This is a genomic window from Streptomyces sp. NPDC101225, assembly GCF_044767585.1.
In the GTDB taxonomy this organism is placed as follows: Bacteria; Actinomycetota; Actinomycetes; order Streptomycetales; family Streptomycetaceae; genus Streptomyces.
Genome location: NZ_JBIWOE010000031.1, coordinates 20,290 through 32,405, shown reverse-complemented (window position 1 = coordinate 32,405; position 12,116 = coordinate 20,290). Strand labels below are relative to the sequence as shown.

Below are 12,116 nucleotides of genomic sequence, written 5' to 3'. Positions count from 1 at the left end.
TCTTACTTCTCCTCGGGACCGGCGGGGCGGGTGTGGGTGTGGGCGGGCTCGTTGCCGCCGAGCAGCAGGTACAGGACCGCCATCCGGATGGAGACTCCGTTTGCGACCTGCTCGACGACGGTGCAGCGGTCGGAGTCGGCGACCTCGGCGGTGATCTCCATGCCGCGGACCATCGGGCCGGGGTGCATCACGATGGCGTGCTCGGGCATCCTCGCCATGCGCTCGCCGTCCAGGCCGTAGCGGCGGGAGTACTCGCGCTCGGTCGGGAAGAACGCGGCGTTCATGCGCTCGCGCTGGACGCGCAGCATCATCACCGCGTCGGACTTGGGCAGCACGGAGTCCAGGTCGTACGACACCTCGCACGGCCAGGTCCCGACGCCGACCGGCACCAGGGTGGGCGGCGCGACGAGGGTGACCTCGGCGCCCAGCGTGTGCAGCAGGTCGACGTTGGAGCGGGCGACGCGGCTGTGCAGGACGTCGCCGACGAGCGTGATGCGCTTGCCGGACAGGTCCTGGCCGAGCCCGGCGTCCCGGCCGACCAGCCGGCGGCGCATGGTGAACGCGTCGAGCAGGGCCTGCGTGGGGTGCTGGTGCGTGCCGTCACCGGCGTTGATGACGGCGGCGTCGATCCAGCCGGAGTTGGCCAGGCGGTACGGCGCTCCGGAGGCGCCGTGCCGGATGACCACGGCGTCCACGCCCATGGCCTCCAGCGTCTGGGCGGTGTCCTTCAGGGACTCGCCCTTGGAGACGCTCGAACCCTTGGCGGTGAAGTTGATGACGTCCGCGGACAGCCGCTTCTCGGCGGCCTCGAAGGAGATACGCGTGCGTGTGGAGTCCTCGAAGAAGAGGTTGACGACCGTGCGCCCGCGCAGGGTCGGCAGTTTCTTGATCGGCCGGTCGGCGACCCGGGCCATCTCCTCGGCGGTGTCGAGGATCAGGACGGCGTCGTCGCGGGTGAGGTCGGCGGCCGAGATGAGATGACGCTGCATCTGTCAGGCTCCGTAAGGCAGTTCAGGATTCGGGAGATTCCGGGCAGGCCAGGGCGCACCGGGGCGGTGCGGGTCCCGCGGCCGCTACTGGGTCTGCTTCACACCGAGCAGCACGGTGTCGCGACCGTCCTCCTCGGCGAGCAGGACCTTGACCGTCTCCCGCAGCGACGTGGGGAGGTTCTTGCCGACGTAGTCGGCGCGGATGGGCAGTTCGCGGTGGCCGCGGTCGACGAGGACCGCGAGCTGGACCGCGCGCGGGCGCCCGACGTCGTTCAGCGCGTCGAGGGCCGCTCTGACGGTGCGGCCGGAGAAGAGCACGTCGTCGACGAGGACGACCAGCTTGCCGTCGATGCCGTCACCGGGGATCTCGGTGCGGGCCAGCGCACGCGGCGGATGCATGCGCAGGTCGTCGCGGTACATGGTGATGTCGAGCGAACCGACCGGGATCTTGCGGGCGGTGATCTCCTCCAGCTTGGCGGCGAGCCGCTGCGCGAGGAAGACGCCTCGGGTCGGAATGCCGAGGAGCACCACGTCGTCGGCGCCCTTGGCGCGCTCGACGATCTCGTGGGCGATGCGGGTCATGACCCGCGCGATGTCAGGGCCTTCGAGCACGGGCCGGGCATCGGACGACTGAGAGTCCTGCGTGTCCATACGAAACGGACCTCCTTCTCCGCCTCACGGGACGGACCTTAAAGGACGTCGGATTTGCGCCATCAACGGTAGCAGGCCCGCACGACACCCCAGATCACCCCCCTGGCGTAATCAGCCACCGCCGCCTCGGAAGAGTCGGTGTGGACCATTCGGCTTGACGCACGAGAGTCACGCTGCGTAACCTCACAGTGAGTTACGAGACGCGCGGCTCGGGACCCCTCGAGCTGCGCCGACCCAGTGTCCGGGGAGCTATATGTCCAGCGAATACGCCAAACAGCTCGGGGCCAAGCTCCGGGCCATCCGCACCCAGCAGGGCCTTTCCCTCCACGGTGTCGAGGAGAAGAGCCAGGGACGCTGGAAGGCGGTCGTGGTCGGATCGTACGAGCGCGGCGACCGAGCCGTGACCGTGCAGCGCCTCGCCGAGCTGGCGGATTTCTATGGGGTCCCGGTGCAGGAGCTCCTGCCGGGCACCACCCCGGGCGGCGCCGCCGAGCCGCCGCCGAAGCTGGTGCTGGACCTGGAGCGGCTGGCGACCGTGCCGCCGGAGAAGGCGGGCCCCCTCCAGCGGTACGCGGCCACGATCCAGTCGCAGCGCGGCGACTACAACGGCAAGGTGCTGTCGATCCGCCAGGACGACCTGCGCACACTCGCCGTCATCTACGACCAGTCGCCCTCGGTCCTCACCGAGCAGCTGATCAGCTGGGGTGTGCTGGACGCCGACGCACGCCGCGCGGTCGTCCACGAGGACGCCTGACGGCCCACCCAGCAGAAACGTGCCGCCGGGGTGGCCGGACCATCATGGTTCCGGCCACCCCGGCGGCTTTCTGCGGCCGTCCGGGGCGCCGGAGGCCCGAGGGGACCTCGGAGCACCGCACGACACGCCAGGGGGCCCGCGGCGCTCACGCCGCGGGCCCCCTGATCCATGTCTGGCTGTTTCTACGCCTCGTCCCGGCGCAGCGAGGGCTTCAGCTCCTTGAGCCGGCCCAGCAGACCGTTGACGAACGCGGGCGACTCGTCCGTGGAGAACTCCTTCGCCAGCTGCACCATCTCGTCCAGCACGACGGCGTCCGGGGTCGCGTCGACCCAGATCAGCTCGTAGGCACCGAGACGCAGGACGTTGCGGTCCACCACCGGCATCCGGTCCAGCGTCCAGCCCACCGAGTACTGGGCGATGAGCTCGTCGATGCGCTTCGCGTGCTTCGCGTAGCCCTCCACGAGCTGCATCGTGTACTCGCTCACCGGCGGCTGCCGGGTGTCGTCCCGGGACAGCCGGATCCAGTCCGCGAGGACCGTCAGGACGTCGGCGCCGCGCTGGTCGCCCTCGAAGAGGATCTGGAAGGCGCGCTTGCGGGCCGTGTTGCGGGCAGCCACGGTTAGCTGTTCACCCGGCCGAGGTAGTCGCTCGTCCGCGTGTCGACCTTGATCTTCTCGCCGGTGGTGATGAAGAGCGGGACCTGGATCTGGTGGCCGGTCTCCAGCGTGGCGGGCTTGGTGCCGCCGGTGGAGCGGTCGCCCTGGACGCCCGGCTCGGTCTCCTGGACGACGAGCTCGACGGCGGCCGGGAGCTCGACGAAGAGCACCTCGCCCTCGTGCTGCGCGACGGTGGCGGTGAAGCCCTCGATCAGGAAGTTGGCGGCGTCGGCGACCGTCTTGCGGTCGACCATGAGCTGGTCGTACGTCTCCATGTCCATGAAGACGAAGTAGTCGCCGTCCATGTACGAGAACTGCATGTCGCGCTTGTCGACAGTGGCCGTCTCGACCTTGACGCCGGCGTTGAAGGTCTTGTCGACGACCTTGCCGGAGAGCACGTTCTTGAGCTTGGTGCGCACGAAGGCCGGGCCCTTGCCGGGCTTGACGTGCTGGAACTCGACGACGGACCAGAGCTGGCCGCCTTCGAGCTTGAGCACAAGGCCGTTCTTGAGGTCGTTCGTGGAAGCCACGGTTGCGGAATCTCCTGGACTGACGTGGACGACCCCGGGGCACGCACCTTGCCTAGAGTGCGAGCAGCTCCTTGGTCGTGATGGTGAGTAGCTCGGGTCCGCCGTCCGCCTCGGGGCGGACGACGAGCGTGTCATCGATCCGGACACCGCCCCGGCCCGGGAGGTGGACCCCCGGTTCGACGGTGACCGGCACGCAAGCGTCCAGTTTACCCATGGCCGCAGGGGCAAGCTGCGGGTCCTCGTCGATTTCGAGTCCCACGCCGTGCCCCGTCAGGGGCGGCAGCCCCTCGGCGTGCCCCGCGGACCCCAGCACCTGACGGGCGGCCCGGTCCACGTCACGGCAGGCCGCGCCGGGCATGAGCGCCTCCCGGCCGGCCCGCTGGGCGGCGAAGACGAGGTCGTAGAGCTCGATCTGCCAGTCCGCGGGAGAGGTGCCGATGACGAAGGTGCGGCCGATCTCGCAGCGGTAGCCGCGGTAGTTCGCGCCCAGGCAGACCGAGAGGAAGTCGCCCTCCTCGACGCGCCGGTCGGTGGGCCGGTGGCCGCGCCGCCCGGCGTGCGGACCGGTGGCCACCGACGTCGGGAAGGCGGGACCGTCGGCACCGTGGTCGACCAGGCGCCGTTCCAGCTCCAGCGCGAGGTGCCGTTCGGTGCGGCCGACCAGGATGGACTCCAGGAGTTCGCCCAGCGCCTGGTCGGCGATCTCCGCGCCGATGCGCAGGCAGGAGATCTCCTCCTCGTCCTTGACGATCCTCAGCTGCTCCACGGAGGCCGCGAGATCGGTCAGGCGCAGCCGCGGGACGACCGAGCGGATGGCGCGATGCCGCGCCACGGTGAGGTGGTGCTCCTCCACGGCGAGGGTGTCGGCCCGCTGCGCCTCGGCGAGGTCGGCGGCGGCCACGGCGGGATCGCCGGCCGTGCCGGGCAGGGTCTGCGCGCGCAGGGCGTCGTCGGCCCGGCCGTCCGCGGTGCGGTCGTCCGGCGGGCCGCCGCAGAGCAGCACGTCCTCGGTCCTGCCCAGGAGCAGCACGGCGCCCCGCGGGGCCGTGCCCGCGAGGTAACGGACGTTGGCAGGGCGGGAGATCAGCGCGGCCGCGCTGCCGCTCGCCCGGCACTGCTCCCGGAGCCGCCTGCGGCGGGTCTCGTACACCTCTGACATGACACGAGCGTAGGAGCGTCAGGCGATTTGTGCCGGTTCTGGAGGTGCCGTTCGGGGGACGGGTGCCGGGAGAGGTCGTGTGCCGGGTGCGGGTCCGCCCGGCCGACCGGGCGGTTCCCCGCACCCCTCGGGGCGCTGCCGGCTCGGGGGCCTACCAGGCCGGCGGGCTCGCGATCGACCGGGCCAGGACGTCGTCCAGGACGCGGGCCGTCGCCGGGACGTCCAGCTGGGAGTTGTCGATGATCGGCAGGCCCGAGCCGTACCACCCCGCCATGCGGCCGTGGATGCGGGCGACCTCCTCGTCGGTGAGGCGGCGGTTGCCGGAACGTTCCGCGTTGCGCTCGAGCACGATCTCCAGGCCGGGCAGCAGGACGACCGGCAGCAGACCGGGGCCCACATGGCGCTTCCAGCCGCCGAGGCCGACGACGGGGCGGTCGGGGAAGACGGCGTCGTCGAGGATGCAGGAGATGCCGTTGGCCAGGAAGTTGCGGGCGGCGAAGCCGCAGGTGCGGCGGGCGAGCCGGTACTGCGCCTCCGAGTGGTCGTTCCACCCCGACTGCGGGTCGGCGAAGCCCGAGCGGACCCATTCGCGTACGTCGTCGAGGCTGATGTGGGCGGTGGGGACGCGGCGGTGCTCCGCCCAGTACTGGGCGACGCTGGTCTTGCCGGCGCCCGCGGGGCCGATGAGCAGCACCGCGAGGGTGGTGGCCGCCAGGTCGGGCGCGCTCGGGGCCTGCGGCGCGCTGGGCACGGCGACCGGGCCGCCGGGCGGCAGCGGGACATGCCCGGTGGTGTCCGGCGGCGGGGCCGGGACGTGCGGCGGCGGGGCCGGCGCCACGGGCGCCTGCGGATGGCCCGGGGCCGGGGGCGGCGGGGGGACGGGGGGCGGGCCCTGGTGCGGGTCCGCCTGATGCGGACCCGGCTGGTGCGCGGCCGGCGACCAGCCGGCGGCCGGTCCGTGCCCCGGCCGGTGGGGCGGCGGCAGCGGAGGACCCACTGGGTGCTGCATCCGGTGCCACTCCGTCTCGTTCTCAAGGGGCTCGGTGCCAGCGCGGGCGATCAGTGCCGGCAACGAGGCACGAGTCCCGCTCGCCACCGAACGGTACCTTCCCCGGCCGTCGTTTGGTGAACGGCCGGAGAAGGCTCGAAGTGCCCAGCCACGCACGGCACATCGGGACGGATGCCGCTCCGGGGGACCTACTCCCCCACCTCGCCGTACGCGGCGAGCAGCACGGCGGGGTCGGGACCCTCCAGGACGGTCGGCTTGGCCAGGCCGTCCAGGACGATGAACCGCAGCAGGTCACCGCGGGACTTCTTGTCGACCTTCATCGTCTCCAGCAGCTTGGGCCACTGGTCGTGGCGGTAGTGCAGCGGCAGTCCGACCGACTCCAGGACCGTGCGGTGCCGGTCGGCCGTGGCGTCGTCCAGCCGGCCCGCCAGACGGCCCAGTTCGGCCGCGAAGTGCAGGCCGACCGCGACCGCGGCGCCGTGCCGCCACGTGTAGCGCTCGTTCTTCTCGATCGCGTGGCCCAGCGTGTGGCCGTAGTTGAGGATCTCCCGCAGACCGGACTCCTTCAGGTCGGACGAGACGACCTCGGCCTTGACCCGGATCGAGCGCTCGATGAGCTCGGCGGTGTGCGGGCCGGCCGGTGTGCGCGCCGCCTGCGGGTCCGCCTCGATCAGTTCCAGGATCACCGGGTCGGCGATGAAGCCGGCCTTGATGATCTCGGCGAGCCCGGAGACGTAGTCGTTGACCGGGAGGGAGTCCAGCGCGGCCAGGTCGCACAGCACGCCGGCGGGCGGGTGGAAGGCGCCCACCAGGTTCTTGCCCTCGGCGGTGTTGATGCCGGTCTTGCCGCCGACCGCGGCGTCCACCATCGCGAGGACCGTGGTCGGGATGGCGATCCAGCGCACCCCGCGCAGCCAGGTCGCCGCGACGAACCCGGCGAGGTCGGTGGTGGCGCCGCCGCCCACGCCCACGATCACGTCGGAGCGGGTGAAGCCGGACTGGCCGAGCGCCTTCCAGCAGTAGGCGGCGACCTCGGCGGTCTTGGCCTCCTCCGCGTTGGGCACCTGGATGGCCACGGCCTCGAAGCCCTGCCCGGCGAGATCGGCGCGCAGGGCGTCACCGGTCTCGGCCAGCGCCTCGGGGTGGATCACCGCGACCCGCTTGGCCCGCTCCCCCACCAGGGTGGCCAGCTCGCCCAGGAGCTGACGGCCCACCAGGACCTCGTACGGGTCGCTGCCCGCGCTCCCGCCGACCTGGATCCGGGTGACTGCCTCGCTCATGCTTCCTTCAACTCCAGTACGTCCAGGGCGACTTGGGCGACCTCTTCGGGGGTGCGGCCGTCGGTGGCCACGACCGCCGTGGCGACCTGCTCGTACAGCGGGCGCCGGGCCTCCATCAGCTCGCGCCACTGCTTGCGCGGGTTGACCGCGAGCAGCGGGCGGGCGGTGTTCAGGCCGGTGCGCCTGACCGCCTCCTCGACGTCCATCGAGAGGTAGACGACGCGCTGCCCGGCCAGCAGCGCCCGGGTGTCCGCGTCCAGGATCGCGCCGCCGCCGAGCGCCAGCACACCGTCGTGCCCGGCCAGCGCCCTGTGCACGGCCTCCTTCTCGATCGCCCGGAAGGTCTCCTCGCCCTCGTCGACGAAGATCTCCGCGATCGTCCGGCCCTGCCCGGCCACGATGTCGTCGTCGGTGTCGCGATAGCCGACACCGAGCCGACCGGCCAGCAGCTGCCCCACCGTCGACTTGCCCACGCCCATCGGGCCCACCAGCACCACCACCGGCACCGCGCTCACCGGATGGCCAGGTTCTCGAGGTAGGACCGCACGTTGCGCCGGGTCTCGGTGACGCTGTCGCCGCCGAACTTCTCCGCCACCGCGTCCGCCAGCACCAGCGCCACCATGGCCTCGGCGACGATCCCGGCGGCGGGCACCGCGGACACGTCGGAGCGCTGGTGGTGCGCCTGGGCCGCCTCGCCGGTGCTCACGTCCACCGTCCGCAGCGCCCGCGGCACGGTCGCGATCGGCTTCATCGCCGCCCGCACCCGCAGCAGCTCACCCGTGGTCAGACCGCCCTCGGTGCCCCCGGAACGGCCCGACGCCCGCCGGATGCCCTCCGGCGTGCTCACGATCTCGTCGTGCGCCTTCGACCCCGGCACCCGCGCCAGCTCGAACCCGTCACCGATCTCCACGCCCTTGATCGCCTGGATGCCCATCAGCGCGCCCGCCAGCCGGGCGTCCAGCTTGCGGTCCCAGTGCACGTGCGAACCCAGGCCGACCGGCACGTCGTAGGCGAGCACCTCGACCACACCGCCCAGGGTGTCGCCGTCCTTGTGGGCCTGGTCGACCTCCGCCACCATCGCCTTCGACGCGTCCGCGTCCAGGCAGCGCAGCGGGTCGGCGTCCAGCTTCGCCACGTCCGCCGGCGTCGGGTGGACGCCCTGCGGCGCCTTCACCGAGCACAGCTCGACGACGTGGCTGACGATCTCGATGCCCGCCGTCTCCTTCAGGTACGACCGCGCCACCGCGCCCAGCGCGACCCGGGCCGCGGTCTCCCGCGCGGAGGCCCGCTCCAGGATCGGCCGCGCCTCGTCGAAGCCGTACTTCTGCATGCCGGCCAGGTCCGCGTGACCGGGACGCGGCCGGGTCAGCGGCGCGTTGCGGGCCAGACCGGCGAGGATCTCCGGGTCGACCGGGTCGGCCGCCATGACCTGTTCCCACTTCGGCCACTCGGTGTTGCCCACCATGATCGCGACCGGAGAACCCAGGGTCAGGCCGTGCCGGACACCGCCGAGGAAGGTGACCTCGTCACGCTCGAACTTCATGCGCGCACCGCGTCCGTAGCCGAGCCGGCGCCGGGCCAGGTGGTCCGCCACCATCTCCGTCGTGATCGGCACGCCGGCCGGAAGGCCCTCCAGCGTCGCCACGAGTGCGGGACCGTGGGACTCCCCCGCGGTCAGCCAGCGCAACCTGCTCAACGGTGCTCCTCAGTGCTCGCGCCCCGGTACTGCCCTGCGTACGCGCTTGCTCGCGTACGGCGACGGCGCGACCAGGTGCGCGGCTCCGGCCCGCCACCTCCGATCCTCCCACGTCCACGGGGCGCCGTTGCTCGCGGTCCGGCAGGCGGACAGCGCCTGCCGGACGCGGCCCGCGCCCGGCAGGCGTGCAGGGAGAGCGGAGGGGCCGCCGAGGCGGCGGGGGGGTCAGCGCTGCCGCGCGGCCTCGCGCATCGCCGCCAGCGGCGAGCGCGGGTCGCCGGTGAACCGGCGGAACTGGAAGACGGCCTGGTGCACCAGCAGGTCGAGGCCGCTGAGCACCTGCCCGCCGCGTGCCTCCCAGGCGGCGGCGAGCGGGGTGGGCCACGGTTCGTAGACGACGTCGAAGAGGGTGCCGACCCGTGCGGGCAACCGCTCGGCGAGCGCGTCGGCGCCTCCGGCGGGCGTCGTGGAGATCACCAGGGGCGCCTCGAAGGCGCGCTCCGCCTCGGCCCAGCCGGCCGGGCGGACCTGCACGCCGAGCCGCTCACCCCACTGCCGCATCTCCTCCGCGCGCCGCTCGCTGCGGACGTAGACGGCGACCTCACCGGTGCAGACGCGGGCGAGCGCCGCGAGCGCGGAGGAGGCGGTGGCACCGGCCCCCAGGATCGCCGCCGACTCGGTCTTCTCCATGCCGCGTTCGTGCAGCGCGGCCACCAGTCCGGGGATGTCGGTGTTGTCGCCGACGCGGCGCCCGTCGGGCCGGAACACCACGGTGTTCACGGCCTCCACCGAGGCCGCCGTGTCGCTGATCTCGTCGAGCAGCGGGATCACCGCCCGCTTCAGCGGCATCGTCAGGGACAGCCCCGCCCACTCGGGACCGAGCGTCTCGAAGAACCCGGGCAGCGCCACCTCGTCGATCTCGAACCTGCCGTACGACCAGCCCTCCAGGCCGAGCGCTCGGTATCCCGCGGTGTGCAGCCGCGGGGACAGGGAGTGGGCGATGGGCGAGCCGAGCACGGCCGCCCGCCGGGTCGTCGTCATCAGTTCTTGTTCCTCGACGCATTGAATTCGTCGACCAGCTTGTTGTGCTCCGCGAGCGTCTTGGTGAACTTACTGGTCTTGCCGTCCAACGAGATGAAGTAGTACCAGCCGTCGTGCGTCGGGTCGAGCGAGCCCTTGATCGCCTCGGCGCCGGGGTTGTCGATGGGGCCGGGCGGCAGGCCCTTGATGTAGTACGTGTTGTACGGGTTGTTGTACTTGCGCAGCTCGGCGATGCTCAGGTCGATCTTGCTCTGGTTCTTCACGTAGTTGTACGTGGAGTCGAACTCGAGCGAGCCGTAGGTCTCGGGGTTGCCGGGCTTGAGGCGGTTGTAGACGACCTCGGCCATCTTGCGGAAGTCGTCGTGGCTGGTGCCCTCGGCCTGCACCAGGCTGGCCACGGTGAGCAGCTGCCAGGGGCCGGAGAGTCCGAGGCCCTTCGCCTTCTTCTCCAGGCCGAGTTCCTCGTAGGTGTCGTTGGCCCGGGAGACCATGTCCTTCAGGACGGCCTCGGGCTTCTGGCCCTTGGAGACGGCGTAGCTGGAGGGGTAGAGGAATCCTTCCAGCGGATCCTTGAGGTCGGGGTGGTTCAGGGCCCAGGAGGGCAGGCCGAGCTTCTTGTAGTCCTTCTTCGCGGTCTTCGCCGTGGTGCCCTCGGCGACTCCGAGGCGCTTGTCGATCAGCGTGTAGACCGCTGTGTTGCGCATGCCCTCGGCGATGATCAGGTTGCTGCGGCTCTTCGGACTGAGCATCAGTTCGACCGCGCTCGCGGCCGACATCTGCTTGTGCAGCGTGTAGACGCCGTCCTGGATCGACTTGCCCTTGGGGTTCGACTGCTGCGCGGAGACGAAGGCGTCGACGGACTTGACGACGCCCGCCTCCTTGAGCTTCTGGCCGATCACATAGCCGCCGGCGCCCTTGGGGATGACGACGGTGACCTGCTGGCCGTTCCCCTCACCCGCGTAGTCCGGAGACGGGCCGAAACGATCCTGGTAGAAGTGGTAGCCGAAGTAGCCGACACCACCGACGCCGCCCGCGAAGATAGTCACCAGCACGAGGCAGGCACACCCGCTGCGGCGTTTCTTCGGTTTCCGGCCGCCGCGGCCCTTGCGGCCGTCCGGCGCGTCGTCGTCCTCGTCGTCCTCGTCACCACCGGCGAAGAAGGCGTGTTCCCCCTGGTCGGGGCCGGGGTCCCAGTCGGTCTGCGGCTGGGGCTCGGCCCGCCGGCGGGCCGGTGGCTCGGGCGGCGGGTAGGCGTCGGGGGTGCCGTACCGGTCGGGCTGCTCACCGCCGTAGGAGGCGGCCTGCCGGCCGTACGGGTCCGCGGGATCGGTGTACTGGACGTGCGTGCCGGTGCCCCAGCCGCCCTGGTCGTACGCCTGCCGGTCCTGGTCGTACTGCTGCCCCTGGTGGTACTGCTGACCCTGGTGGTACTGCTCGCTCTGGTGGTACTGCCCGCCCTGCGGGTACTGCTGGCCCTGGTGATACTGCTGGCCCTGGTGGTACTGCTGCTGGTCATGACCGGCGTAGTACTGCTGGTCGTAGCCCTGGTACTGCTGCCGGTCCTGGCCGTAGGCGGACTGATCGCCCTGGCTCCAGTCACCGTAGTGCTGCTGCTGCGGCTGCTCAGGGTAGTGCTGCGGCTGGCCGCCGTGGGAGGACTGCCCGCCCGTCCGGGCCTGCTGTCCTCCCCATCCGTCGTTCCCGTAGAGCGGGTCCTCCGGATTCCACGGTTCGGAGCCTTGGCCCCGGCCATACTCAGTCATCGAACCCCTAGAGCCGCGAGGCGGCGGTTACGCGGCTTCGGGCCGGGCATCCGTCCCGCCTCTTGCTGTGCACCCGCTGTTCGAACAGCGACGCAATCGCGCGGAACGTTACCGTATCGCGATCAGATGACCACTTCGACGCCCTCGCCGGGTGCTTTACCTGACACCCGTTCGGATTCGAGTGCCTGCTGGAGGATGATCACAGCGGCTGCCTGGTCGATGACCGATCGGCCCTTCCTGGATTTCACGCCCGAGGCCCGCAGCCCCTGGCTCGCCGTCACCGTCGTCATGCGCTCGTCGACGAGCCGCACCGGGATCGGGGCGATGTTCCGGGCGAGTTCCTGGGCGAAGCCGCGGACCTTCACCGCCGCCGGCCCCTCGCCCCCCTTGAGGGAGCGGGGCAGACCGACCACGACCTCGATCGGCTCGTACTCCTCGACCAGTTGCCCCAGCCGCCGGTGAGCCGCCGGGACGTCCCGCCCCGGGACCGTCTCCACCGGAGTGGCGAGGATCCCGTCGGGGTCGCACGAGGCGACCCCGATCCGGGCGTCCCCGACGTCCACCGCGAGCCGGCGGCCTCGGCGCATC

At 71.6% G+C, this 12,116-nt stretch carries 13 protein-coding genes; 1 reads left to right on the top strand and 12 read right to left on the bottom strand.

Features of this window, described 5'->3' with window-relative positions; translation table 11 throughout:
- Nucleotides 1-2: 2 nt before the first annotated feature.
- Both ACIRPX_RS32940 and pyrR read right to left on the bottom strand, forming a co-directional pair.
- Nucleotides 3-989 (bottom strand): aspartate carbamoyltransferase catalytic subunit, encoded by a 987-nt coding sequence (locus ACIRPX_RS32940; RefSeq protein ID WP_404202111.1) that lies wholly within the window; start codon nt 987-989, stop codon nt 3-5.
- 84 nt (nt 990-1,073) lie between these two features.
- The gene (gene pyrR / locus ACIRPX_RS32935) at nt 1,074-1,640 is read right to left on the bottom strand and encodes a bifunctional pyr operon transcriptional regulator/uracil phosphoribosyltransferase PyrR (protein ID WP_404202109.1); all 567 of its coding nucleotides are present in this window, start codon (nt 1,638-1,640) and stop codon (nt 1,074-1,076) included.
- A gap of 253 nt (nt 1,641-1,893) precedes the next feature.
- Between pyrR and bldD the strand changes: the two genes are divergently transcribed.
- Nucleotides 1,894-2,394 carry a transcriptional regulator BldD gene (gene bldD / locus ACIRPX_RS32930; RefSeq protein ID WP_384264049.1) on the top strand — a complete coding sequence of 167 codons (501 nt, stop codon included), beginning with the start codon at nt 1,894-1,896 and terminating at the stop codon, nt 2,392-2,394.
- Nucleotides 2,395-2,576: 182 nt separating this feature from the next.
- On the opposite strand, the gene nusB is transcribed toward bldD, so the two are convergent.
- From nusB to ruvX, 10 genes are all read right to left on the bottom strand, one after another.
- Nucleotides 2,577-3,011: a transcription antitermination factor NusB gene (gene nusB / locus ACIRPX_RS32925; protein ID WP_404202107.1), complete on the bottom strand. Its 435-nt coding sequence runs from the start codon at nt 3,009-3,011 to the stop codon at nt 2,577-2,579.
- A 2-nt stretch (nt 3,012-3,013) separates the two neighbouring features.
- The gene (efp, locus tag ACIRPX_RS32920) at nt 3,014-3,580 is read right to left on the bottom strand and encodes an elongation factor P (protein ID WP_385470944.1); all 567 of its coding nucleotides are present in this window, start codon (nt 3,578-3,580) and stop codon (nt 3,014-3,016) included.
- A gap of 52 nt (nt 3,581-3,632) precedes the next feature.
- Nucleotides 3,633-4,739, bottom strand: coding sequence for an aminopeptidase P family protein (locus tag ACIRPX_RS32915; RefSeq protein ID WP_404202105.1), 1,107 nt, complete (start codon nt 4,737-4,739; stop codon nt 3,633-3,635).
- A 151-nt stretch (nt 4,740-4,890) separates the two neighbouring features.
- Nucleotides 4,891-5,748: a Pro-rich N-terminal domain-containing protein gene (locus tag ACIRPX_RS32910; protein WP_404202103.1), complete on the bottom strand. Its 858-nt coding sequence runs from the start codon at nt 5,746-5,748 to the stop codon at nt 4,891-4,893.
- Between the two features lie 188 nt (nt 5,749-5,936).
- Nucleotides 5,937-7,028, bottom strand: a complete 1,092-nt coding sequence (gene aroB, locus ACIRPX_RS32905) for a 3-dehydroquinate synthase (protein WP_404202101.1) — start codon at nt 7,026-7,028, stop codon at nt 5,937-5,939.
- A complete protein-coding gene (locus ACIRPX_RS32900; RefSeq protein WP_404202099.1) occupies nt 7,025-7,543 on the bottom strand; it encodes a shikimate kinase in 519 nt (172 codons plus the stop codon). The genes aroB and ACIRPX_RS32900 overlap by 4 nt, the downstream gene beginning before the upstream one ends.
- Nucleotides 7,540-8,724: a chorismate synthase gene (gene aroC / locus ACIRPX_RS32895; protein ID WP_404202097.1), complete on the bottom strand. Its 1,185-nt coding sequence runs from the start codon at nt 8,722-8,724 to the stop codon at nt 7,540-7,542. The genes ACIRPX_RS32900 and aroC overlap by 4 nt, the downstream gene beginning before the upstream one ends.
- Before the next feature lie 225 nt (nt 8,725-8,949).
- Entirely contained in the window at nt 8,950-9,765 is an 816-nt protein-coding gene (locus ACIRPX_RS32890) for a shikimate dehydrogenase (RefSeq protein WP_404202095.1), read from the bottom strand.
- Nucleotides 9,765-11,528, bottom strand: coding sequence for an endolytic transglycosylase MltG (gene mltG, locus ACIRPX_RS32885; RefSeq protein WP_404202093.1), 1,764 nt, complete (start codon nt 11,526-11,528; stop codon nt 9,765-9,767). Before mltG ends, ACIRPX_RS32890 begins: the two co-directional genes overlap by 1 nt.
- 122 nt (nt 11,529-11,650) lie before the next feature.
- Nucleotides 11,651-12,115, bottom strand: coding sequence for a Holliday junction resolvase RuvX (gene ruvX / locus ACIRPX_RS32880; RefSeq protein WP_404202225.1), 465 nt, complete (start codon nt 12,113-12,115; stop codon nt 11,651-11,653).
- Nucleotide 12,116: the final 1 nt, after the last annotated feature.